Below are 21,043 nucleotides of genomic sequence, written 5' to 3'. Positions count from 1 at the left end.
GGGCGCTCCCCGGCCCGTGGTGGATCGTGCCACACGACTAACACTTCCGGGTGTGAGCTCCACGTCGGGCGGTGTACGACGAGATACTGGTGCCGACCGACGGGTCAGCGGGGAGTGACCGAGCCGTCGAGCACGCGGCGCGGCTGGCCGGCACGCACGGCGCCACCCGCCATCCGCTGTACGTGGTGGAGACGGCCGCCTTGGCCACCCTGCCGATGGAGTCCTCGTTCGAGGGCATCGCGGCGACGCTCGCCCCCGAGATGAGCGTCCAGCGGGTCATCAACGAGGGGAGTCCGGCCACGGAGGTGGTCGACTACGCGACCACGACCGACTGCGACCTCGTCGTGATGGGTACACACGGTCGCGACGACATCGACCCCCCTCGGGAGCGTCGCCGAGCGCGTCGTCAGGAACTCGCCGGTCCCGGTCCTGACCGTCCGCGTCGGCGAGGTACCCGACAGGTCGGGTGCGGAGGGCCACAGCGACCGGGGGCTCACTCCACGGGCCGGAGGTGCTCGCAGTCGCCCGCGGTCACGCGCCGGGTGCCGTCGTCCGTCTCGACGACGAGTGTCCCCGGGACGGTCACGTCGACGGCCTCGCCGACGACCTCGCCGCCGGGTGTCTCGACGCGGACCCGGCGCCCGAGCGTGCTCGCGTACTCCCGCCAGGCCGGCAGCACGGCCTCGGGGTCACCCCGCAGGTCGTGGAACGCCTCCAGCAGTCGCTGGACGAAGAGTCGCCGCGGGACGTCGGCGTCCTCCTGGCCCGCGCGCTCGCGGCAGGCCCGCACGCTCGTGGCGTCGGCCGCCGGCGGCAGGTCGGCCTCGTCGACGTTCAGGTTCACGCCGATGCCGACGACGACCCAGGAGACGCGGTCGGCCTCCCCCTCCATCTCCGTGAGGATGCCACAGAGCTTCCGCTCCTCCCCGTCGACCGGGACGAGGACGTCGTTGGGCCACTTGATCTCCGCCCGGACGCCGGCCTCTCGGACCGCCCGCGTCACCGCGACCGCGGCCGCGAGCGTGAAGACGGGGACCTGCGACGGCGGCACCGCTGGACGACAGAGGACGGACGACCAGACGCCGCCCCGGGGGGAGGACCACCCCCGATCGAGGCGGCCGCGGCCGCCGGTCTGCTCGGCGGCGATGACGGCCGTGTCCGTGGCACCCTCGGCCGCGAGCTCGCGGGCCCGCTCGTTGGTGCTGCCCAGCGAGTCGTGGAACTCGACCGCGAACGGCGCCTCCAGCCCGTACTCGACCGCCGGGCCGCCGTACTCGGGGGGGCCCTGCAGGACGTAGCCGTCGTCGGTGCCCTCGATATCGAAGCCGGCCTCCCGGAGCGCCTCGACGTGTTTCCAGACGGCCGCCCGCGAGACGTCGAGTCGCTCCGCGACCGCCGGGCCCGTCACCGGGCCGTCGGCGAGCGCGTCCAGCACCCGCCGGCGTGTCTCCTGCATGATTCCCGCTACGCCGGGGCGGGTTGTAAGCACCCAGGGGAGCGTGGTCGCGGCGCTCGGCCTCAGGGGTCGTCGTCCAGGGTAGGGAGCGAGTCGGCGTCGACCCCGTCGGCCTCCGCCAGCGCGTCCCGGAGTTCCCGAACGGTCGCCCGGAGTCGCTCGCGCTCGCGCTCGGCTACGACTGCCCGCGCCCGGAGCCACATCAGCTCCTCGTTGCGTTCGGCGATCTGCTCGCGCGTGACGACGGCGCCCTCGTCCTCGGGCGGTTCCGCGTCCGGGATGCGGTCACTCAGGTCCGGGCCCGGGGCCTCCCCGGCCTCGACGCGGCGGATGGCCTCGTCCAGCGTCTCGGGGTCGGCGCCCCGGGTGGCGGTGTCCCCGTCCCCGCAGATCGCGTCCCGTAGCGAGAGCCTCGGCGGGGCGAAGCTCTCGGGGACCGTCGTGTCCGGAGCGACCGAGAGCCCGAGGCTCAGGGTCCGACCGCCGCCCGGCACGTCCGCGTCGATACGGACACCGCCCCCCGCGAACGCCCACTCGTCGGGGGCCGCGCCGGACTGGAAGTCGGCATCGACCACGTCCAGTCCCTCCGGCAGGGGCTGGTGGATTCGCACCGGGGACGAGCGGCCCTCCGTCCGGAGCTGGAACTCCGGAACGACGACCCCGTCCCGGACCGCGGCGTCGCGGAGCAACGTGACCGGCGGCGCCTCGACGGTCGCCGAAACGAATCGCTCTCCGGACATCCGTCCGCTCGTACGTCGAGACCGGTCTTAAACTCCGCTGATACTGACCGCCACGACCGGGGGACCCGGCTCCGCGGCCGTGCCGGCGTCACCCTCGGTCCGCAGCGCCCCGAGTAACTGGTGCCGGAGCCCCCTGCCGGTCTCGAGGTCGGCACGGGGGATGTCCAGTTCCTCGGGAGGTTCACGCTCCGAGCGCGCGGCTCGGGTCTCCTCGCGGAGGGCCACAGCCGCGTCGGCCGCCTCGGTCGCCCGGGTCTCGGTCTCACCGGAGGTCGCCGGCTCGCCGCGTCCACCGGCACACGTTTTATGCCTCGCGGTGGCCAACCGGCGGTCATGGTCCAGTGTGAGATGTGCGGCACGGAGACCGGGGCCCCGAAGACGGTGAAGATCGAGGGGGCCGAACTCGAGGTGTGTGCCGACTGTGCCGACTTCGGCACGGAGGTCCGGACGGAGGAGACCTCCAGCACGTCGACGAAGTACTCCACGTCATCGTCGAGTTCCTCCTCGTCGGGATCCGGGAGCGGGTCGAGCTCCGCCTCGTCTTCGTCTAGCTCCGGGGGCGGGCGCCGGCGCGACATGTTCGACAACATGGACGAGGTCGTGCCGGACTACGACCAGCGTATCCGCTCGGCTCGGGAGTCCCGGGGGCTGAGCCAGGAGGACCTAGCGAAGGAACTGAACGAGAAGGCCAGCCTCATCCGGAAGCTCGAGCACGGTGACATGCTCCCGACCGACTCCGTCCAGTCCAAGCTGGAGCGCGAACTCGACATCTCCCTGACCGAGGGGGGCGACGGCGGGGACGCCGAGTGGGAGAGCAGCGGTTCGGCGGGCACCACCACGCTCGGCGACGTGGTCAAGCGCAAGGACTGAGCGGCCCACCGACGCGGACCCTCGTAGCGGTTCCATCCGGTATCCACTCCACAATAGGGCTCATAGCATCGCTTATGCCTCTCGTGTCGGGTAACCCGGATGATGGCCGCGTCCGACCCACGGCAGGAGGGAGGCACCGACACCGAGGGGACCGAACAGGGGCCCGGGCGGCCGCGGGTCCTGTCGGCGACGCGCGTCCCGTACGACGACCGGCCGGACCGGCGGACGGTGTATCCCGCCGATACCGACGACGTCGCCCGGATGTCGACCTGGCTCACCGCCGACGCCGACGCCTTCCGGGACCTCGAGGCGATGCGCTGACCCCGCGGCAGAGCGGTCCGGATTCAGCAACGCTCGACGGCGTCCGCAGGGGCGACGTGCTGCTCGCGCCCGCCGGGGAGGGGCTCGTCGAGGGCGACCGCGACCAGCGGCTGGCCGTACTTGCTCGTGTAGGTCGTCCTGATGACGGCACCCGTCCGCCGTTCACCGTCGACTGTCACCGCGACGCGCGCTCCGTGCAGGTCGGACATGTCCGGACCTGTGGTCGGACCCGTAAATATCAAGCGCCAGCCCCTTCACTCCCCCCGCGCAGAAGCTACTAACTCGTGGTCCAGGGGACGGACGCGGGCAACCCGAACACATGTCGATACATGACTCCGAGAACACGGACGAACCGCGCGTGAACAGCGGTGTGGTGCGGGGGCAAGGGGATGGCGCGAGTGAACCGGCGGCGCGGCCGCGCCTCGCGTCGACGCTCGTCCAGTACGCCGGCGAACCCGACCGGGTGACGATGTACCCGCCGGAGGCCAGCCACATCGAGCGGATGTCGACCTGGCTCACCGCCGACGCCGACGCCTGTCTCGACCCCGAGGAGATGCGATAGGTCCCGCCAACGCGGCCCGAAGCGGTAGCTACTTGCGACGAGCGGTCGCGCGACCGGTATGTTCGTCCTCGTCAACCTGAAGACGTACCCCTGTGACCCGGTCGCGGTGGCCGAGGCGGCCGCCGACGTGGCCGCCGACACCGAGGCCCGCATCGCCGTCGCGCCCGAGGCGGCCGACCTCCGCGCGGTGACCGACGCGCTGGCCGGGAGTGACGCCGAACCGTTCGCCCAGCACGTCGACCCCGTGCCCCCCGGGAGTAGCACCGGCCACGCGCTCGCCGAGACCCTCGCCGACGCCGGCGCGGTCGGGACGCTCTGCAACCACTCCGAGCGCCGACTCCGGTTGGACCGCATCGACGGCGCCGTCGACGCGGCCGACCGGACCGGCCTGGAGACCGTCGTCTGTGGCAACACGCCCACACAGGTCGCCGCCGCGGCCGCCCTCGGTCCGGACGCCGTCGCGGTCGAACCGCCCGAACTCATCGGCACCGGAACGCCGGTCTCCGCGGCGGACCCGGACATCGTCGAGGACGCCGTCGCGGCCGTCGCAGCCGTCGACCCCGACGTGGACGTCTTCTGCGGCGCCGGCATCTCGACCGGTGACGACGTGGTCGCCGCACGCGAGTTGGGTGCCGAGGGGGTCCTCCTCGCCTCCGGGGTCGCGAAGGCCGACGACCCGCGAGCCGCGTTAACGGACCTCGTCGAACCACTGTAGGGGGTTTCGACCCCCGGACATCGGTCGCGTCAGGCGGCTGCCCCCCAGGCACGACGTTCCCCGGAGTCAGCCGCCGATCGAAAGCAGTCGGGGAGTGGACACCCGATTTATATGTCACAGTGACGTAACCCGGCGACATGCAGGGCTCGAGCGCCGAGGATGGGGGGACCTCGGGGCCGGACGGAGCTATCCGTCTCCTTCACGTGGACGACGACGAGGCGTTCTGCGAGCAGGCGGCTCGTCATCTGGAGCGCGCGGACCCGTCGCTGTCCGTCGGAACCGAGACCGACCCCTCCCGAGCACTCGACCGGCTGGCGGACGAGCCGTTCGACGCGGTCGTCAGCGGCTACGAGATGCCCACGCTCGACGGTATCCAACTGCTGCGGGCCGTCCGCGAACGCCACGGCGACATCCCCTTCCTCCTGTTCGCCGGGACCGGCGACGAGTCGGTCGCCAGCGAGGCCATCGCCGCGGGCGTGACCGACTGCCTCCGCAAGGAGTTCAGCACCGAACAGTACGCGCTACTCGCGAACCGGGTCCGGAAGGCAGTGACGGCGGCGCGACAGCGACACCGCGCCGGCGAACTGGAGCGCGTCAACCGGCTCATCCGCCGTGTCAACCGGCGTATCACGGGGGCTGACACGGTGGCCGAGATCGAGCGGATGGTCTGCGAGACGGTCGCGGCCGCGGACCCGTATCGGTTCGCCTGGATCGGCGGCCCCGACCCCGAGACGGGAGCCATCGTCGCACGGGCGACAGGTGGGGACGCGGCCGACTACCTCGACTCCGCCGACATCCGGACCGGCGACACCCCAGAGGGGCGCGGGCCCGCGGGTCGGGCGGTACGGACCGGCGAGTCGCAGGTCGCACAGGACATCCCCGAGGACCCGAGCTTCGAGCCGTGGCACGAGGTCGCTGCGCGGTACGAGTTCCGCTCGGTCATCGTCCTCCCGTTGCAGGGGAGCGAGTCCGACCACGGGCTGCTCACCCTCTACGCCGGGCGCCGGGCCGCGTTCGACGGGACCGAACGCGCCATCCTGACGGAGCTGGCGGAGACCATCGCGGGTGCCCTCGACGGGGCCGAGGCGCGCCGGCGGCTGAAACGGCGCGAGCGCGAGCTGGAGCGGTACGAGAGCATCGTCGAAGCGTCGGGCGACCCGGTGTACGTCATCGACGCCGCGGGTCGGTTCGGCTTCGTCACCGACCGCATCGTCGGGATGACCGGCTACGCCGAGGACGAACTCCTCGGCGAACACGTCTCGAAGGTGCTCCCGGCGGAGGACGTCCGACGCGGCGAGGAGCTCATCGAGTCGCTGCTCGTCACCGGCCGCGACCGGGGGACCTACGAGATGACGATCCGCACCGCCGACGGGGAGCGGATCACCTGCGAGAACCACGTCTCGCTACTCCCGTTCGAGGACGAGTTTCGGGGAACGGTCGGCGTGATTCGGGACATCACGGAACGGAAGATCCGCGAGCACGAGCTGGAGCGACAGAACGAGCGGTTGGAGGAGTTCGCCAGCGTCATCAGCCACGACCTCCGCAATCCCATCAACGTCGTCCGCGGCTCGCTGGAGCTGGCCGAGCAGCGGGAGGACCTCGGCGAGCTGGACCGCGCACACCGGGGACTGGACCGGATGAATGCGCTCGTCGAGGACCTGCTCGCGCTGGCCCGCGAGGGGGGACGGGTCACCGAGTTCGGCGACGTCGATCTCGACGTGGTCGCCGAACGCGCGTGGGACGTGGTCGCTACCGGGGACGCGACGCTCCACGCCGGGACGGACCGGACCGTTCGCGCCGCCGAGAGCCGGCTCCAGCAGCTGCTGGAGAACCTGTTCCGGAACGCGGTCGAACACGGGTCCGACCCGGCGCCCTCGCAGGCCACCGCCGACGGGAGCGTTGATGGTTCGGGCGGGCACGGGGCGGCTGACCCGGGTGACGGGGAGGGAACGTCGGCCGATACGCCCGTGACGGTACGCATCGACGACCTCCCCGGCGAGTCGGGGTTCTACGTCGAGGACGACGGCCCCGGCATCCCGCCGGCGCGGCGCGACCGCGTGTTCGAGCGCGGCTACACCACCGGCGAGGGGGGGACCGGGTTCGGGCTCCGCATCGTGGCCGAGTGCGCCGAGGCCCACGGCTGGTCGGTGGCCGCCACCGCCGGTAGCGACGGCGGGGCCCGCTTCGAGTTCACCGACGTGACGACCGCGGATAGCTGACCGCGAGCGAGGCGTTTATGCGGGCCGACACCGAGGCCTGACGTATGACAACGGACCCCATCGACTACGCCGCCCTGGACGAGGCCGCGGGCTGCAACTACTGGGAGTACGACCCCACGTTGCGTGCCGCCGCCGATCGGATCTACTCCGAGGACGAGCGCGAGTGGGCGACCGACCAGCTATCGGAGTTCGGCGCGGTCTGTGGACACACCATCGCCCACAACTCCGCCCTCATCGACCGGAACCCGCCGGAACTGCATACGTACGACGACTACGGCGAGGTGCAAAACGACGTCGAGTACCACCCCAAACAGTTCGAGAACGAGCGGCTCGCCTACGGCGAGTTCGGTCTGAGTCACGACCCCTTCCACGCCCCCGAGGGTCGGGACGAACCGCTGGGGCTCTCCCACGCGCTCATGATGCAGACGCTCCTCTCGTACGTCGACCCCGGGTTCACCTGCCCGGCGTCGATGACGGTCGGCGCGGCCGTGGTCCTCGACAGGTTCGACGACGGCACGCTCGACGGGTTCTTCGAGCGGCTCACGACCGACGACCCCGAGGCGCATATCGAGGGCGCGATGTTCCTCACGGAGGAACAGGGCGGGTCCGACGTGGGCGCAAACGAGGTCCGGGCCGAGCCCGCCGACCCGGAGACCGTCTCGGACGACGCCCCCGAGGATGCCGAGGTGTACCGGCTGTACGGGGAGAAGTGGTTCTGTTCCAACATCGACGGCCAGGGTGCACTCGCGCTCGCCCGTCGACCTGACGCACCGGAGGGCACCGACGGCCTCTCGCTGTTCGTCGTCCCCCACGAGGTCGGAGGGGAGCCGAACGGGCAGCTCTACCGCCGGCTGAAGGAGAAGCTGGGCACCCTCTCGGTCCCGACCGGCGAGATCGAGTTCGAGGGCGCCGAGGCGTACCTCGTCGGCGAGCCCGAGCGCGGCTTCAAATATATGGCCGAGATGATGAACTACTGCCGGCTGTCGAACGCGTCGGCGGCCGTCGCCCACATCGGCCGGACGCTGCTCGCCGCGAAGGTGCGGGCCGCCGACCGCGAGGCGTTCGGGAGCGTCCTCGAGGACTACCCCCTGATGCGCCGGGACCTCGTCGAGTTGACCGTCGACTACGAGGCCGCCTCGGCGTTCACCTTCGAGGCCGCGCGGCTCATGGACCGGCGCGAACAGGAGGAACGGTCGGCGCGACACGCCGACGAACGGTCGGCCGGCGACGACTCCCGGGCCTACCAGCTGATGCGACTGCTCGTCCCCGTCGCGAAGTACAAGACCGCCCGGATGGCCGTCGACGATGTCAGCTACGCGATGGAGATCCTCGGCGGTAACGGCTACGTCGAGGGGTTCGTCACGGAGCGGTTCTTCCGTGACGTGCAGGTGCTTCCCATCTGGGAGGGACCCTCGAACGTCCTGTCGCTGGACGTGCTCCGGGCCTTAGAGCGCGAGCGCGCCGCCGAGGCGCTGCTGCCGTACGTGCAGGAGCATCTCGACGCCGTCGAGCATCCACATCTCGAACCCCTGGCCGACGAGGTGGCCGACGCGTTCGCCGACCTCCAGTCCGGGCTCGCCGCGCTGGCGGCCGAGGACGGCGACTACGCCCAGTACCAGGCCAAACAGCTCGCCGACCTCGTCTTCGACGTCGTGACGGGCGCACTGTTGCTCTCGCAGGCACAGGCCGACATCGAGGACGGCAACGGCCGCCGTGCGCTGGTGGCCGAGGGGTTCGTCAACACCCGGTTCCGCGACGAGTCACGTGCCATCGACAGCGGCGAGCGGTTCGCGATGACCGACCAGGTGTTCGACGCCGTCGCGCGGTACGCGAGCGTCGAACCCGAGTCGCTCGTCGGCGCGCCCCAGGCGCCCGCGGACGACTGAATCGGCGAGGCACCCCCTTCTCACGCTCACCTCCCCGCTCGGGCGGCGGCTATCCGGTCGCGATGGATGGGTCAGGAGTGGCGACTGCCGTCTGATACCGGTGTCGACGGCCGAGGGAGCCGCCTCACTCCGCCTCCGTGGACTTCTGGTAGCTCCTGTAGCTCATCGCGTCACCGTCCACGATGACCGTCTCGGTCCCGTGGTCGCTCTCCAGCTCGACCTCCAGGCCGCCGTCGCCACGTTCATCGCCGAACACGTACGGGGTGGTGTGTTCCGTCATACCATGGTTTCGGCCCTCCGGTAGTATAGGTATTGTGGCACCGTGTGCCGGGCGTCTGACGCCCCGTTCGCCGGGTGTGTAACGCGTCGGGGACCCGCTTGAACCGCCGTTCAGCACCTGTACCGAGCGTTCAGTGGGGTGAACACCCCTGCAAAGCGTCAGTAGCCTCTGGGGATGGTGCGGGGAACGGGGTGGTAGTTCATGCAGCGACGGGAGTTCACCGAACTGCTCGGCGGGCTGGGAGGGACGGGCCTCGCCGGGACCGCTACGGCCGACTCCGGGGGGACGGGCGACGACGCGGCCGACACCGCCGAGCGTCCCGCCGGCCACGTCACCGACGACTCCGACCGCTCCTGAACGCGACTCGGCCAGGCGGTGGAGCCGGCGTCTGAACGCCACCTCTCTCGCCAATAACGAGACAACGGTTCGGATATTCCGGCTGCTTCGACAGTACTGGTCGGACACCGCATACAGTTCGGTTGTTTTCGCCGTCAGGCCTCCGTCCGGACGCCGGTCACCTCGAACCGGGCGCCGCCGTCGGCGCTTTCGGTGACGGCTACGTCCCAGCCGTGGGCATCGACGACCTCCTTGACGATGGCGAGCCCGAGGCCGAGGCCCGGGTCGCTGTCCGAGGTGGCCGGGTAGAAGACCGTCTCGCGGTCCTCCGGCGGGATGCCGGGACCGTCGTCCTCGACGTAGAAGCCCGGCTCGTCCGGCAGCGCGCCGACGGTGACGGTCACGTCCCCGCCCCCGTGCTCCACGGCGTCCCGCCGAGCTTCCGAGTCGGGGCTCGTGGAGCCGTGCTCCACGGCGTTGCGCATGAGGTTCTCCAGTAGCTGCTGGAACCGGCTCTCGTCGGCCATGAAGCGGATGTCGTCCTCGATGGTGATGGTACCTCCTCCGCTGTCGACGGTGTTGCGCGCGGCCGCGGCGACGCCGGTCAGGGAGACGGGCGCCGGGTTGTCGATGGCCCGTCCCTCGCGGGCCAGGCGGAGCAGGTCGTCGATGAGGATGCTCATCCGGTCCAGCGCGCTGTCGACCAGTTCCAGTTCGTCCCGGTCGATATCCTCGCTGAGAATCTCGACGTAGCCGTTCGCGACGGAGAGGGGGTTCCGGAGGTCGTGGCTGACGACGCCGGTGAAGGCCTCCAGCCGCTCGTTCTGGGCCTCGAGTTCGCGCTCGCGCTCCCGGAGGTCCGTGATGTCCCGGATGGTCCCGAAGTGGTAGGTGGCGCCCTCGATGGTCTTCCGGGTCGTCACCACCGACACCGGGACGGCCGTTCCCTCGAACTCGTGGACGGTCTGCGTGGTCCGTGTCTCGCCGCCCTCGAACGAGTCCCAGTAGTCCTCGAACCGGTCGCGGTCGAACTCCGGGACGACCTCCCAGATGGGGGTCCCCACGAGCGACTCGCGGTCGCATCCGAGCAGGTCGGCGTACGCCCGGTTGACGTAGCGGTATCGCCCGTCGGCGCCGTAGATTCCCACGCCGACGCCGACGGTCTCCACCATCTCCTCGAACATCTCCGAGCGGTCCATGCTCTCCCCCCTACCGTGGGTGGGGTTGATAAGGTTGGCTCTGCCGGGCCGACGCCCGCCCGCGGCGAGGGGCGGGTGTGTCCCGCTGTTCAGTCCGCGACCACCGGTTCGCCGTGCTGGATATCGGTCCCGAGCAGGTCGAGGAAGGCCGCGATCCACTCGGGGTGGTCCGGCCAGGCCTGCCCGGTCACGAGGTTCCGGTCCGTGGTCACCCCGTCGACCCACGAGCAGCCCGCACCCTCGACCTCCGCGCGGACGGCCGGATACGAGGTCATCTCGTAGCCGTCGAGCACGTCGGCGGCCGCCAGGATCTGCGGGCCATGACAGAGCGCGGCGACCGGCTTCTCGTGCTCGAAGAAGTGCCGGACCGTCTCGAGGACGGCGTCGTACGTCCGGAGGTACTCCGGCGCTCGACCGCCCGGGACGACGAGGCCGTCGTAGTTCGCTGGGTCGACCTCGCTCATGGTCGCGGTGACCTCGAAGTCGTGGCCGCGGGTCTCGAGGTAGGTCTGGTCCCCGCGGAAATCGTGGATGGCAGTCTTGACGCTGTCGCCGGACGACTTCTCGGGGCAGACCGTGTGTACCTCGTGCCCGACGGCCTGGAGCGCCTGGAACGGGACCATGACCTCGTAGTCCTCGACGAAGTCGCCGACGATCATCAGGAGCTGTTTGCCTGACATGTGTTGACACGCACCTCTCAGTGCGGATGGACTGACGCGAGGACGTGACTTAACCTTTGCCGGGCGGTGAGGGCGTCGAACGTGGCGTCGACGGCGGCCGGCATCACGACGCCACCACTACGCCTTTGCCCGGCACGGCCGAGGGTATCCGTATGCAGGTGACCTTCCTCGGGACCGGGAGCGCGATGCCGACCGGCGAGCGGATGCAGACCGGCCTGCTCGTGGACTCCGAGGGCGATGCCGGACCGTTGCTGGTCGACTGCGGTAGCGGCGCGCTCCACTCGCTGGCCGCCACAGAGGTCGGCTACGAGGGCGTCGACACCCTCCTCCTGACCCACCACCATCTCGACCACGTCTCCGACCTCATGCCACTGATGAAGGCCCGCTGGCTGGCCGGGGCCGAGTCGCTCCGCGTGGTCGGGCCCCCGGGAACGGGCGACCTCGTGGAGGGGCTGCTGGACGTCCACGACTACATGCAGGACCGGCTGGACCTGCGACTCCGCGAGGTGACACCCGACGAGGCGCCGTTCGACCTCGCGGGCTACAGCGTCGACGCGATGGAGACGGTCCACTCGATGTACTGTCACGCGTACCGGTTCGGGACGGTCGACGGGGGCGACGATGGGCCGACGTTCACCTTCTCGGGCGACTCCGAGGCGACGGACCGGCTGGCGCGGTTCGCCGACGGCTCCGACGCGCTCGTCCACGACTGCTCGTTCCCGGACGCGGTCGACGTGGATAACCACCCGACCCCGGCCTCGCTCGGGGCGACGCTCGCCGGCGGCGACTACGGGACCGTCTACCTGACCCATCTCTACCCGCATACGCGGGGCGAGGAGGAGGGGATGCTGGCGTCGATGGCGGAACGGTACGACGGCGAGGTCCGGCTCGCGGAGGACGGGCTGACGGTGGACCCGTCCTGAGTGGGGCGAGCGCGTCAGTCGATCCGGTAGCGCAACAGCGCGGCGACGCCGCCGAGGTTCCGCAACTGCTGCCCGGGGTCGAACTCGCTGGAGAACACCGTCACGGAGCCACCCTTCTGCTCGACCGTCTCCACGAGGTCGTTGGCGTCGGCCTCCCAGTCCCCCTCGCCGGCGCGCTCGACGCGCAGCCGCTCGTCGAGGATGAGCAGTTCGTCGATGGCGCCGAACTCGGCGGCCTCCATCACGTTCTCGACACCGTAGGCGGCCTCGTGACCCTGCCCGATACGGTCCATCAGCTCGTCGATGTACTCGGCTTCCTCTGCGATGCGGGTCTCGGCCTGTACCTCCTCGACGGCACCGCGCTTGAGGACCTCGTGGACGCCGCGGTCGCCCACACCGGAGGTGTCGACGGTCGTGACCCGCTCGGCCACCTCGGGGGCCTCCTCCTCGATGTACTCCAGGGCGTCCTGCTTGGTGAACCCGGGGCCGGCGAGGATGACCGCGTCGGCATCCGTCCGCACGAGCACGTCCGTCAGCTCCGCGAACAGCCCCTCCCGTGGCTGGGCGTACTCACCTTTCCCGGTCGTCGCCGTGATGCCGGCGCGCTCCTCGACGCCGTACTGCGCGACGGTGTGGACGTAGGCCTCGCCCTCCTCGACGGTGGCGATGACGACGTCCGGGTTCTCGGCGGCCTCGACCGCCTCCTGTAGCCGCTCGAGCTGGTCGCTCTTCCAGCGCTTGGTGATCTCGATCTCGGTCAGTTCCTCGACGTTGAGCGTGTGGTGGAGGCCGAGCTGGTCCTCGCGCGAGCAGTCGGCGATCTCGCCGCCGACGCGGAGCCGGTTGGCGAACTTCGCGAACTCCACGTCCTCGACCTGGATGGTGACGTACATGTGTTCGCGCTCGCCGCCGGTGTCGCGCATCTGGTCGTCGTTGCGCTGGATGCGTCGGGTCGTGTCACCCCCCACCTCGTCGCCGGGCTCGATGACGTAGGTGAGATGCCACAGGTCGTCCAGGCTCTCGGGGACCACCTCGATTCGCTCGCGCCCCTCGCCGACGGCGTGGCGGTCCTGTATTCGCATACCCGGACTCGGCGGGCGGCCGCAAAGACCCTGCCGTTCCCGGCCGCCGTTTCGGTGTCGGGGTCACCCCGGCTCGTCGCACGCGGAGCCGACCACGCCGGAGACCCGTGCCGTGGTCACCCCTCAACCGACTGAGACCGGTAGCGGTTTCCGAACGGCTCACCGGACCTACTTCCCGGTTGTAGACGGTTCACGTGTTGGGAGACGGGTCTTCAACGGTAGTTCCAGGAGCAGGCGGGTCCGTTTGCCGTTCCGGCGACTCAGGCCGCGGGACGGACGGCGGAGTCGGAGCCGCTCCCCTCGGCCGTGGGCGCGATGACGCCGACCGCGCCGCCGTACAGGTAGTACGCCGAGACGGTCGCGTAGAACGTCACGAACGGGGCGACCACGCCGATGCCGGTCGCACCGAGGACACCCGCGACGGCGCCGCCCGGAACGAGCACGCCGAGCGCGACGGCCCAGCGGACCGCGTACGCTCGGGTCGTCACCAGCGCGCCCATCCGACCGAACGCGAAGGCGTCACCGACCTTTCCGGACACGGCGACGAAGGTCAACGCTGCCGGGAGCAGGAGGTAGATGACTGCGGCGGCGAGCTGCTTCAGGCCGTCGGCGAGCAGGTCCCCCGTCGAAGACGGGTGCGGACTCGGTCCCGGGGTCCGCGACGGACTCGCGGCGCACCCGCGCCCCGTACCCGAGCACGAGGACCATCGGAACGGGCAGGAACGACAGCTGGATCATCTACGTCGACGGAGGTGATAGCTGTGCGTGGAGCGGGGCTTACAGGCGACACGGCGGCGAGTCACCTACTGGTCGACCATCGTAGAGCCGCCGGGCGGGCAGAACTCCTGAACGCGGTCGGCGCTGGCCACCTTGCGGACGAACGACTGGTCGGTGAACCGCTCGCGGAACTCCCGGTAGACCATCTTCGCGATGTCGTTCTGGGCGTACCGGCCGGGTTCGAGGCGGACGCTGGTCACGGTCCGCTCCTCGATGGGCTCGGGCGGCCCCCCGACGACCCGGGACTCCGGCTCGACCTGGATGCCGACGGCCACCTCGGTCTCGACGTCCTCGAAGTAGGTGCGGTCACCCCGGACCGCGAACCCGCCCTTCTCCAGGTACTCGCCGGATTCGGGGGTCTTCGACACCTGGTCCGGGTCGACCATGTACGCGTCGCCGGCGTAGCGCCCGTCCTTCCAGACGGAGGAGTAGGCGACGGCGAACTGTGCGGCCTCACGCTTCGAGCGGTCGGGGATATCCACGTCCGTCGCGGCCTCGCTGGGGCCCGTCGCCTTCAGCACGGTCACGGGGCCACCGTGAGCCTGGGTGTGGAAGAACAGATCGCTGTTGTCCATGTACTTCTTGACGAGCTCCTCGTTCTGGTCGGCGTTGCGGCCGCCGATGACGAGGAAGTCGTCGGAGGTGCGGAACCAGCGGAACCGTTCGAACCACCCCTCGTCGCTCCGGATGGGGATCGAGCTCCGGTCGAGCCAGTCGGTGTCGCTCGTCTCCTCCGCCTCCTCCTCGGACGGCTCGTCATCGTCCGTCGACCACTCCTCCCGGCGACGTTTCACCTCCGCTAAGTCCTCGCGGGTGTCCTCGATGGCGGCGAGTGCGCCCGCCCTCTTCTCGGCGACGCGCTTGGCCTCGGTGTAGAGCCGGTCGGCGTTCCGCTCGACGCCGGCGTCGGGCTCCAGTTCGACGCGATGGTCGTCCAGCTCGAGGGTGACGGTGCCCTCGGCCCCGTTCACGTCGACGACGGCCTCGGCTGCGGTGATCCCCTGCTCGGCGCCCTCGGCGAACCGCGCCTCGATCTCCTCCCAGGAGCGGTCCGCCTCGCGGGCCTCCCGCACCGTCGACAGCACCTCGTCGACGAGGTCGTAGTTGGCGTAGAGGAGTTCGGCCTTCTCCCGCTCCCGTTCGGCCTGCTCCTCGAACTTCCCGATGGCACCCTCCTGCTGCTCGATGATGCGCTCGTGCTTGGCGATCTCGGACTCGAAGTCCGGGCGGTCACGGCCGCCCCCGCCGCCCTCGCCCTCGCCGACGGACTCGTGCGTCAGCCGGTGGAAGTAGGCCGCCAGCGCGTCGTTGAACGAGTCGAACGCCTCCGCGTGGAGGTCCGCGGCCTCGTGCTCGGCCATCGGGACGGGCGTCACGTCGACCACGCGTCGGGGGACCTCCTCGTCGCCGTCGTCCGCGGCGTCCTCGACGGCCTCGGTGTAGACGCGGGGGTCGAAGTCGCCCTCCTTGATGCGGCCCCGGAGGCGGTCCCAGGCGTCGAACAGCGCGTCGTACTGCTCGCGGTCGGCCTCGGCGATGTCGAGCACCTTCTCGACGCCGGCCCGCGCGCACAACTCCTCGCCCCAGAGGCCGCCGAAGTTGAGCTGGGTGGCCAGCGTCCGGACGAGGTCCGTGTCCGAACTCTCCATCCGGCGGGCGAAGGCGTCGCGGGTCGTCTCCAGCGGGTCGAACCGGGAGTCGGGGAACCCGTAGGTCGACCCCGGCGCGACGGTGCGGGACTTGAGCCGGACCGTGTCCAGCGAGGAGACGACCTCCCGCTCGGCGTCGAGGACGGCCACGTTGCCGTCGCCGAACAGCTCGAAGACGAGCGTGGTGTTGGCGTCCTCGCGCTCGAACTCGACGCTGATGATGCGGTCGAACTCGAACTGCCGCACGTCGGCGAGGTCGGCGCCCGACAGCCGGTTGCGCAGCATCATCGCGAAGTTCGGCGGCCGCCCCGGCGCGTCGGGCACCCGCTCGGGGTCGGCGAGATGGATGCGCTTCGGGTCCCGGACCTCCGCCAGCAGCTCCAGTCGCCCGACGTCGAAATCGCGTAGCTTCAGCCGGACGAGGTCGTCCTCGTACAGGTAGGCCTTGTCCAGTTTGGCCCCCCGGTAGCTCCGGAGTTCGCGGACCAGCGCCGCGCAGTCCACGCTGGTCAGGGCGCGTTTCTGCTCCATGTCCGTCGTGCGGCGGTCGTTCGGATAGGCGTGTCGGGTCCCGGTTCCGGGCGCCCGCGGCCGACCGCCGCGGCTCCCGCGGGCCCGGGATTAAAAAGCCCGCAGTTGACAGGCGATAAGGATACGACTGCGCGACACGACTCACCGCCTGCTATGACAGACAGAGAGAACGTCCGTCAGCAGTTCACCGAAGCGTTCGAGGGTGCCGACTACCCGGTCAACAGCCCGATGGACCTCGTGCCGGCCCTCCCCAATGGCCCCGGCACGACGTTCGAGATCGGGGACGAGACCATCACCGCGATGGAGCTCAACCAGGAGGCATCCGGACAGGCCGAATACCCCTACGACTCCGTCGACGAGCTTGTCGACGCCCTCATCGAGGGGATGGAAGAGCAGGACTACTTCTGAGGACGCGCTCGTCCGAGCGCGCCCGCCGCTCCGGCGCCGGGTCACGACCCCGGGACCCGCTACCGCCGGCGAGCGGCCGATAGCGGCCTCCGCTCGACGGAACACGGGATTCGGAACCGTCAGAATACCACGCCCGGGCGGGCAAGCCGCGGATAGCAACGCAGGACCCTGCCGGGACCATCGGCCGCGGGCAGGTGGAGCCGGACTGGCTCCGAACCGAGGGCGAGTACGACGACGAGGTGACCGGCGACGACGAGAAGTTCATCGGCGCTCGGTCGTGCCGAACTTCGAGTAGGTCCGGCGCTGGGCCGAGACGGAGGGCATCGACCTGCCCGGGGACCCCGAGGGGGTCTGCGAGGACGACCGCGTTCGCGAGTACATCGGGGAGGAGGTCGGCCGTGTCAACGAGGGGGTCCCGAAGCACTCCCGCATCAAGCAGTTCCGGCTCGTCCCCGAGGAGTGGACCGCCGAGAACGACTACCTCACCCCGTCGATGAAGAGGAAACGTCGCGCCATCTGCGAGGGGTTCGGCGAGTAGATCGACGGGATCTACAGCTGAGGCTGCCCGTTCAGGGTACGAGCCGCTTGAGCACCGTCGACTCGATCTTCCGGAGGTGTTCGCCGACGGTCCCGGAGGAGAGGTCGAGCTCCGCCGCGAGCTCCTGGTAGTTGGTCTCCCGGGGCTCCTCGTAGTAGCCCATCTCGACAGCGGTGCGGAGGATCTCGCGCTGGCGCTCGGTCAACTGGTCCTCGCTCTCGGGCCGGTCGGGGTCGTACTCACCCGTGGAGATGAACTTCAGCGTCAGCCCGTCGGGGACGTCCTCGATGGCCTCGCGAATGGCACGCTGGTTGCCGATGGCCCGGACCTCCAGCGCGCCGCGGTCCGTGTACCGCATCGGCGTGTCGAGGACGAGTTCCCGCCGCCGAGGGACGCTGTACAGCTGCTGGAGCTCCTCGTCGGCGGTGACGCGGCTGTAGACGAATGCCCCCTGCTCGGAGGCCGAGGGGTCGTACGAGAGCACGTCCGGGTTGTCGCCGACCAGCGCGTCCAGCCGGTCGACCCCGCCGGAGAACTCCATCAGGACGACCGCGGTGCCGTCCTCGAGGACGTTGAAGTGGTGGATCGCCTCGAGACTGACGCCGGGGTCCGCGGCGATGGCGGCGGTCGCCGGGTGGAGATGCCGTTCCTTCGGGATGAGCAGGAAGTCGACGTACCGCATATCTGCGGGTGCCGGCGGATCGCAAAGAGGATTGTGGGGAGCGGTCGCGTCGGTATCGTCGCGTGCCCGGGGGCTTGTCGGCACGGCCGCTACGCAGTTCAGATATCCGGTCATCAGTCCCCGATAGCCCCGTTTTGACCGCCAATAGCGAACATTACGAGTTTATCCGGCAACGGGAGCGCCCGCCGACCGGGGGGCTTACTCGCGGATCCTACGACTGGCTGTAGATGAGGTTCCGCTGGATCTCGTTGGCGCCCTCGTAGATGACCGGGATGCGGGCGTCGCGGTAGGTTCGGGCGATGCGGCGGTCCTTGAAGATGGATCGGCCGCCGTGGAGCTGCATGCCGCGCTCGGAGCAGTCGACAGCGGACTCGGTCGAGGCGACCTTCGCCATCGAGGCCCAGAGGCCGGCCTGCTCGCCCTCGGCGACCTTCTCGGCGGCGCGCCAGTTCAGCGACCGCGCCTGCTCGAAGGTGAGCCGCATGTCCGCGAGGATATGCTGGACCGCCTGGAACTCGTTGATCTGCCGGTCGAAGGCGTTCCGGCCGTGAACGAACTCCCAGGCCTCCTCGGTGGCGGCGGCGGCGATGCCGAGGCCCTGTCCCCCGACCACGACGCGGCCGTGGTTGAAGAAGTCAGCCAGCATGTAGAAGCCCGCGCCCTCCGTGCCGATGAGGTTCTCCTCGGGAATCCGGCAGCCGTTCATCGTTATGTGGGCCTGCTTGGAGGCACGCATCCCCATCTTCTCGGGGATATGCTCGGCCTCGTACCCCGGGGCGTCGGTCGGCACGATGAACATGGAGTAGTTGCCGTAGCGGTTGTCCGGGTCGTCACCGGTCTTCGCGTAGAGGGTGACCCAGTCGGCCTCGACGCCGTTCCCGACCCAGTACTTCTCGCCGTCGATGACCCACTCGTCGCCGTCCTTCTCGGCGGCCGTGGTCATCCCGGCGAGGTCGGAGCCGGTCTCCGGCTCCGAGACCGCCAGCCCGGTGATCTGCTCGTGGCGGCCGACCGGGCCGAGGTACGATTCCTTCTGCGCCTCGGTGCCGTACTCGGCGAGCATCTCGGTCCCGAAGGAGGCGAGCTGGAGCGTGAGCCCGATACCCGCGTCCGCCCGGTAGAACTCCTCGGCGGCCGCGAGGATCTGGTAGAGGTCCCAGCCACGGCCGCCGTACTCTTCGGGCACGTCGGCGGCCACCAGCCCGGCGTCCATGCCAGCCTCCAGCACCTCCCAGGGGTACTCCCCGCTCTCGTAGTACGTCTCGGCGTTAGGGGCGATATGCTCCTGGGCGAACTCGCGAGCCTCGGCCTTGATGTCGCGGGCGTGTTCGGGAATCAGGCTCGCGTCCAGCAGGTTGAGTTCCATACGTTCCACCATTGGACCGCGAGCAACAAGAACCGCACGGCAGCGGCGTCCGATGACCGGCACCGTCGGTCACCGGTGGGGCCGCTTCAGTCGTCGCTCTCGCTGGGCGCTGCCTCCTCCGGGACCTCGCCGCCGAGCGACTGGTCGGCGTACTCGTCGCGGAGGTCCTTCTTCGAGAACTTGCCCGTCGCGGTCTTTGGCACCTCGTCGATGTAGACCACGTCGTCGGGGAGCCACCACTTGGGGTAGTCCTCGCGCAGCATGTCGAGTACCTCCCGGTCGAGGGTCGACTCGTCGGCCTCCGCACCGGGGACGACGAACGCGACCGGTCGTTCCTGCCACTTCTCGTGGGGCACGCCGATGACGGTTGCCTCGGCGACGTCCTCGTGGGCCATGATGGCGTTCTCCAGTTCGACGCTGGAGATCCACTCGCCGCCGGACTTGATGACGTCCTTCGCGCGGTCGACGATCTGGAGGTAGCCGTCCGTGTCGACCGTCACGATGTCGCCGGTCTGTAGCCAGCCGTCCTCGAAGTCCTCCTCGTTGGCCTCGGGGCGCTGGAAGTACTCCTTGGTCACCCACGGGCCGCGGACGTGGAGTTCGCCGAACGCGTCGCCGTCGTGCGGGACCTCGTTGCCGTCGTCGTCGACGACTTTGAACTCGATACCGGGGACGGTCAGTCCCTGCTTGGCGCGGCGGTCGAGCTGGGTCTCGTAGTCGGCGTCCTCGAGGTCGGATTTCAGATGCGAGACGGAGCCGATGGGGCTCATCTCGGTCATCCCCCACGCGTGGAGCAGCTCTACGTCGTGGTCGTCGAACCACCGGATCATCGCCTCGGGCGCGGCGGACCCGCCCACGATGACCGTGTCCAGCGTCGACAGGTCGACCTCGTTGTCCTCCATGTAGTCCTGCAGGCCCATCCAGACCGTCGGGACGCCGGCGGTGACCGTGACGCCCTCCTCCTCGATGAGGCTCGCGATGTCCTCTGGCTCCGGCGAGGGCCCCGGGTAGACGTGCTTGGCGCCGCCCGCCGTGGCCGTGAACGGCATCCCCCACGCGTTGACGTGGAACATCGGGACGACCGGCATCACGACGTCGTCGTCGGCCATCGGGATGCCCTGGGGCGTGAGCGTGGCCATCGTGTGGCTCCAGAGCATCTTGTGGGTGTACTCGACGCCCTTCGGCATCCCCGTGGTGCCGGAGGTGTAGCACATCCCGGCGGGCTGGTCCTCGTCGACGTCGGGCCAGTTGTACTCCGTCGGGTGGCCGTCGATGAACGCCTCGTAGGCCACCACGTCGATCGGCAGGTCGGCGGCGCCCTCCGGGACGCCCTCGCCCATCGTGACGAGCCGGTCGACGGAGTCGAACTCGTCGTCCGCGTCCGCGAGGGCCCCGGCCAGCTTCCCGAACAGCGAGTGGTCGACGAATATCGTCCGGTCCTCGGCGTTCTGGACGATGAACCGGATGTGCTCGTCCGGCAGCAGCGGGTTGATGGTGTGGAGCTGGGCCCCGATGGTCGGCACCGCGAAGTACGTCTCGAAGTGCCGGTGGTGGTTCCAGCAGAAGGTCGCCACCCGGTCACCCTCCTCGATGCCGGCCTCGGTGAGTGCGCCCGCGAGCTGTGCCGTCCGGTCGGAGTACTCGTCGTAGGTGTAGCGTTCGATACCGTCGTGGGTGCGCGAGACGACCTCCGTGTCCTCGTACAGCGTCTCGGCGCGCCACAGGAACGGTCGCAGCGTCTGCTCGTGTCCTCCTGGCATACCGGTTCCGTCTTCGCTCGGCTCCGGTTTCAACCTTGCCGGTCTATCCCGGGAGCTTTAGCC

The 21,043-nt window shown here is 69.9% G+C and carries 22 protein-coding genes and 1 pseudogene; 10 read left to right on the top strand and 13 right to left on the bottom strand.

What is annotated here, in order from left to right; all coding sequences use genetic code 11:
* Positions 1–71 precede the first annotated feature (71 nt).
* Positions 72–486: pseudogene (locus tag DP107_RS08645) on the top strand (universal stress protein); the annotation flags it as partial.
* A gap of 7 nt (positions 487–493) precedes the next feature.
* Here DP107_RS08645 and DP107_RS08640 read toward each other — a convergent pair.
* From DP107_RS08640 to DP107_RS08630, 3 genes are all read right to left on the bottom strand, one after another.
* Complete coding sequence (locus tag DP107_RS08640) at positions 494–1,456, bottom strand: biotin--[acetyl-CoA-carboxylase] ligase (RefSeq protein ID WP_144261757.1); 963 nt, start codon at positions 1,454–1,456, stop codon at positions 494–496.
* 62 nt (positions 1,457–1,518) lie between these two features.
* Entirely contained in the window at positions 1,519–2,196 is a 678-nt protein-coding gene (locus DP107_RS08635) for an ATP-grasp domain-containing protein (RefSeq protein WP_144261756.1), read from the bottom strand.
* Between the two features lie 27 nt (positions 2,197–2,223).
* Positions 2,224–2,421: a hypothetical protein gene (locus DP107_RS08630; protein WP_144261755.1), complete on the bottom strand. Its 198-nt coding sequence runs from the start codon at positions 2,419–2,421 to the stop codon at positions 2,224–2,226.
* A gap of 108 nt (positions 2,422–2,529) precedes the next feature.
* Here DP107_RS08630 and DP107_RS08625 point away from each other — a divergent pair, with 108 nt between their 5' ends.
* Positions 2,530–3,066, top strand: coding sequence for a multiprotein bridging factor aMBF1 (locus DP107_RS08625; RefSeq protein ID WP_144261754.1), 537 nt, complete (start codon positions 2,530–2,532; stop codon positions 3,064–3,066).
* A 102-nt stretch (positions 3,067–3,168) separates the two neighbouring features.
* Positions 3,169–3,387, top strand: a complete 219-nt coding sequence (locus DP107_RS08620; RefSeq protein WP_144261753.1) for a DUF7511 domain-containing protein — start codon at positions 3,169–3,171, stop codon at positions 3,385–3,387.
* Between the two features lie 23 nt (positions 3,388–3,410).
* Here the strand turns inward: DP107_RS08620 and DP107_RS08615 are convergent, their stop codons facing one another.
* Positions 3,411–3,596, bottom strand: coding sequence for a hypothetical protein (locus DP107_RS08615; protein ID WP_144261752.1), 186 nt, complete (start codon positions 3,594–3,596; stop codon positions 3,411–3,413).
* Positions 3,597–3,706: 110 nt separating this feature from the next.
* Here DP107_RS08615 and DP107_RS08610 point away from each other — a divergent pair, with 110 nt between their 5' ends.
* The 4 genes from DP107_RS08610 to DP107_RS08595 all read left to right on the top strand — a co-directional run bounded on the left by DP107_RS08610 (position 3,707) and on the right by DP107_RS08595 (position 8,769).
* Positions 3,707–3,949, top strand: coding sequence for a DUF7511 domain-containing protein (locus DP107_RS08610; protein ID WP_144261751.1), 243 nt, complete (start codon positions 3,707–3,709; stop codon positions 3,947–3,949).
* 58 nt (positions 3,950–4,007) lie between these two features.
* A complete protein-coding gene (gene tpiA, locus DP107_RS08605; protein ID WP_144261750.1) occupies positions 4,008–4,664 on the top strand; it encodes a triose-phosphate isomerase in 657 nt (218 codons plus the stop codon).
* A gap of 137 nt (positions 4,665–4,801) precedes the next feature.
* A complete protein-coding gene (locus DP107_RS08600) occupies positions 4,802–6,883 on the top strand; it encodes a PAS domain S-box protein (protein WP_144261749.1) in 2,082 nt (693 codons plus the stop codon).
* 44 nt (positions 6,884–6,927) lie between these two features.
* The gene (locus DP107_RS08595; protein ID WP_144261748.1) at positions 6,928–8,769 is read left to right on the top strand and encodes an acyl-CoA dehydrogenase family protein; all 1,842 of its coding nucleotides are present in this window, start codon (positions 6,928–6,930) and stop codon (positions 8,767–8,769) included.
* Between the two features lie 124 nt (positions 8,770–8,893).
* On the opposite strand, the gene DP107_RS19945 is transcribed toward DP107_RS08595, so the two are convergent.
* Positions 8,894–9,049 carry a hypothetical protein gene (locus DP107_RS19945; RefSeq protein WP_185977234.1) on the bottom strand — a complete coding sequence of 52 codons (156 nt, stop codon included), beginning with the start codon at positions 9,047–9,049 and terminating at the stop codon, positions 8,894–8,896.
* A gap of 201 nt (positions 9,050–9,250) precedes the next feature.
* Here DP107_RS19945 and DP107_RS19940 point away from each other — a divergent pair, with 201 nt between their 5' ends.
* Positions 9,251–9,406 (top strand): hypothetical protein, encoded by a 156-nt coding sequence (locus DP107_RS19940; RefSeq protein ID WP_185977233.1) that lies wholly within the window; start codon positions 9,251–9,253, stop codon positions 9,404–9,406.
* 134 nt (positions 9,407–9,540) lie between these two features.
* Here the strand turns inward: DP107_RS19940 and DP107_RS08590 are convergent, their stop codons facing one another.
* Both DP107_RS08590 and DP107_RS08585 read right to left on the bottom strand, forming a co-directional pair.
* On the bottom strand, positions 9,541–10,584 hold the full coding sequence (locus DP107_RS08590; RefSeq protein ID WP_144261747.1) for a two-component system sensor histidine kinase NtrB: 1,044 nt from the start codon (positions 10,582–10,584) through the stop codon (positions 9,541–9,543).
* 89 nt (positions 10,585–10,673) lie between these two features.
* The gene (locus DP107_RS08585; protein WP_144261746.1) at positions 10,674–11,264 is read right to left on the bottom strand and encodes a DJ-1/PfpI family protein; all 591 of its coding nucleotides are present in this window, start codon (positions 11,262–11,264) and stop codon (positions 10,674–10,676) included.
* A gap of 152 nt (positions 11,265–11,416) precedes the next feature.
* Here DP107_RS08585 and DP107_RS08580 point away from each other — a divergent pair, with 152 nt between their 5' ends.
* A complete protein-coding gene (locus DP107_RS08580) occupies positions 11,417–12,187 on the top strand; it encodes an MBL fold metallo-hydrolase (protein WP_144261745.1) in 771 nt (256 codons plus the stop codon).
* Between the two features lie 14 nt (positions 12,188–12,201).
* On the opposite strand, the gene DP107_RS08575 is transcribed toward DP107_RS08580, so the two are convergent.
* From DP107_RS08575 to rqcH, 3 genes are all read right to left on the bottom strand, one after another.
* On the bottom strand, positions 12,202–13,269 hold the full coding sequence (locus DP107_RS08575; RefSeq protein ID WP_144261744.1) for an mRNA surveillance protein pelota: 1,068 nt from the start codon (positions 13,267–13,269) through the stop codon (positions 12,202–12,204).
* Between the two features lie 260 nt (positions 13,270–13,529).
* Positions 13,530–13,808, bottom strand: a complete 279-nt coding sequence (locus tag DP107_RS08570) for a hypothetical protein (RefSeq protein ID WP_144261743.1) — start codon at positions 13,806–13,808, stop codon at positions 13,530–13,532.
* A gap of 264 nt (positions 13,809–14,072) precedes the next feature.
* Positions 14,073–16,226 carry a ribosome rescue protein RqcH gene (gene rqcH / locus DP107_RS08565; protein WP_144261742.1) on the bottom strand — a complete coding sequence of 718 codons (2,154 nt, stop codon included), beginning with the start codon at positions 16,224–16,226 and terminating at the stop codon, positions 14,073–14,075.
* A 153-nt stretch (positions 16,227–16,379) separates the two neighbouring features.
* Here rqcH and DP107_RS08560 point away from each other — a divergent pair, with 153 nt between their 5' ends.
* Entirely contained in the window at positions 16,380–16,634 is a 255-nt protein-coding gene (locus DP107_RS08560) for an MTH865 family protein (RefSeq protein WP_144261741.1), read from the top strand.
* Positions 16,635–17,203: 569 nt separating this feature from the next.
* Here DP107_RS08560 and DP107_RS08555 read toward each other — a convergent pair.
* From DP107_RS08555 to DP107_RS08545, 3 genes are all read right to left on the bottom strand, one after another.
* Positions 17,204–17,854 (bottom strand): helix-turn-helix domain-containing protein, encoded by a 651-nt coding sequence (locus DP107_RS08555; RefSeq protein ID WP_185977232.1) that lies wholly within the window; start codon positions 17,852–17,854, stop codon positions 17,204–17,206.
* A 211-nt stretch (positions 17,855–18,065) separates the two neighbouring features.
* Positions 18,066–19,220 (bottom strand): acyl-CoA dehydrogenase family protein, encoded by a 1,155-nt coding sequence (locus tag DP107_RS08550; RefSeq protein ID WP_144261739.1) that lies wholly within the window; start codon positions 19,218–19,220, stop codon positions 18,066–18,068.
* A gap of 86 nt (positions 19,221–19,306) precedes the next feature.
* Positions 19,307–20,980 (bottom strand): long-chain fatty acid--CoA ligase, encoded by a 1,674-nt coding sequence (locus DP107_RS08545; protein ID WP_144261738.1) that lies wholly within the window; start codon positions 20,978–20,980, stop codon positions 19,307–19,309.
* Between the last annotated feature and the right edge of the window lie 63 nt (positions 20,981–21,043).

This window comes from Haloglomus irregulare, from assembly GCF_007421925.1.
Classification (GTDB): domain Archaea; phylum Halobacteriota; class Halobacteria; order Halobacteriales; family Haloarculaceae; genus Haloglomus; species Haloglomus irregulare.
The sequence above is the reverse complement of the archived record's forward strand: the minus strand, read 5'-3'. Positions and strand labels throughout refer to the sequence as shown.

What these genes read in the sequence shown, in the direction of transcription:
- DP107_RS19945 (WP_185977234.1), bottom strand. Translation starts at nt 9,049, where the DNA reads ATGACGGAACACACCACCCCGTACGTGTTCGGCGATGAACGTGGCGAC.
- DP107_RS08615 (WP_144261752.1), bottom strand. Translation starts at nt 3,596, where the DNA reads ATGTCCGACCTGCACGGAGCGCGCGTCGCGGTGACAGTCGACGGTGAA.
- DP107_RS08640 (WP_144261757.1), bottom strand. Translation starts at nt 1,456, where the DNA reads ATGCAGGAGACACGCCGGCGGGTGCTGGACGCGCTCGCCGACGGCCCG.
- tpiA (WP_144261750.1), top strand. Translation starts at nt 4,008, where the DNA reads ATGTTCGTCCTCGTCAACCTGAAGACGTACCCCTGTGACCCGGTCGCG.
- DP107_RS08595 (WP_144261748.1), top strand. Translation starts at nt 6,928, where the DNA reads ATGACAACGGACCCCATCGACTACGCCGCCCTGGACGAGGCCGCGGGC.
- DP107_RS08580 (WP_144261745.1), top strand. Translation starts at nt 11,417, where the DNA reads ATGCAGGTGACCTTCCTCGGGACCGGGAGCGCGATGCCGACCGGCGAG.
- DP107_RS08555 (WP_185977232.1), bottom strand. Translation starts at nt 17,854, where the DNA reads ATGCGGTACGTCGACTTCCTGCTCATCCCGAAGGAACGGCATCTCCAC.
- DP107_RS08560 (WP_144261741.1), top strand. Translation starts at nt 16,380, where the DNA reads ATGACAGACAGAGAGAACGTCCGTCAGCAGTTCACCGAAGCGTTCGAG.
- DP107_RS08625 (WP_144261754.1), top strand. Translation starts at nt 2,530, where the DNA reads ATGGTCCAGTGTGAGATGTGCGGCACGGAGACCGGGGCCCCGAAGACG.
- DP107_RS19940 (WP_185977233.1), top strand. Translation starts at nt 9,251, where the DNA reads ATGCAGCGACGGGAGTTCACCGAACTGCTCGGCGGGCTGGGAGGGACG.
- DP107_RS08585 (WP_144261746.1), bottom strand. Translation starts at nt 11,264, where the DNA reads ATGTCAGGCAAACAGCTCCTGATGATCGTCGGCGACTTCGTCGAGGAC.
- DP107_RS08600 (WP_144261749.1), top strand. Translation starts at nt 4,802, where the DNA reads ATGCAGGGCTCGAGCGCCGAGGATGGGGGGACCTCGGGGCCGGACGGA.
- DP107_RS08590 (WP_144261747.1), bottom strand. Translation starts at nt 10,584, where the DNA reads ATGGACCGCTCGGAGATGTTCGAGGAGATGGTGGAGACCGTCGGCGTC.
- rqcH (WP_144261742.1), bottom strand. Translation starts at nt 16,226, where the DNA reads ATGGAGCAGAAACGCGCCCTGACCAGCGTGGACTGCGCGGCGCTGGTC.
- DP107_RS08620 (WP_144261753.1), top strand. Translation starts at nt 3,169, where the DNA reads ATGGCCGCGTCCGACCCACGGCAGGAGGGAGGCACCGACACCGAGGGG.
- DP107_RS08545 (WP_144261738.1), bottom strand. Translation starts at nt 20,980, where the DNA reads ATGCCAGGAGGACACGAGCAGACGCTGCGACCGTTCCTGTGGCGCGCC.
- DP107_RS08575 (WP_144261744.1), bottom strand. Translation starts at nt 13,269, where the DNA reads ATGCGAATACAGGACCGCCACGCCGTCGGCGAGGGGCGCGAGCGAATC.
- DP107_RS08550 (WP_144261739.1), bottom strand. Translation starts at nt 19,220, where the DNA reads ATGGAACTCAACCTGCTGGACGCGAGCCTGATTCCCGAACACGCCCGC.
- DP107_RS08635 (WP_144261756.1), bottom strand. Translation starts at nt 2,196, where the DNA reads ATGTCCGGAGAGCGATTCGTTTCGGCGACCGTCGAGGCGCCGCCGGTC.
- DP107_RS08610 (WP_144261751.1), top strand. Translation starts at nt 3,707, where the DNA reads ATGTCGATACATGACTCCGAGAACACGGACGAACCGCGCGTGAACAGC.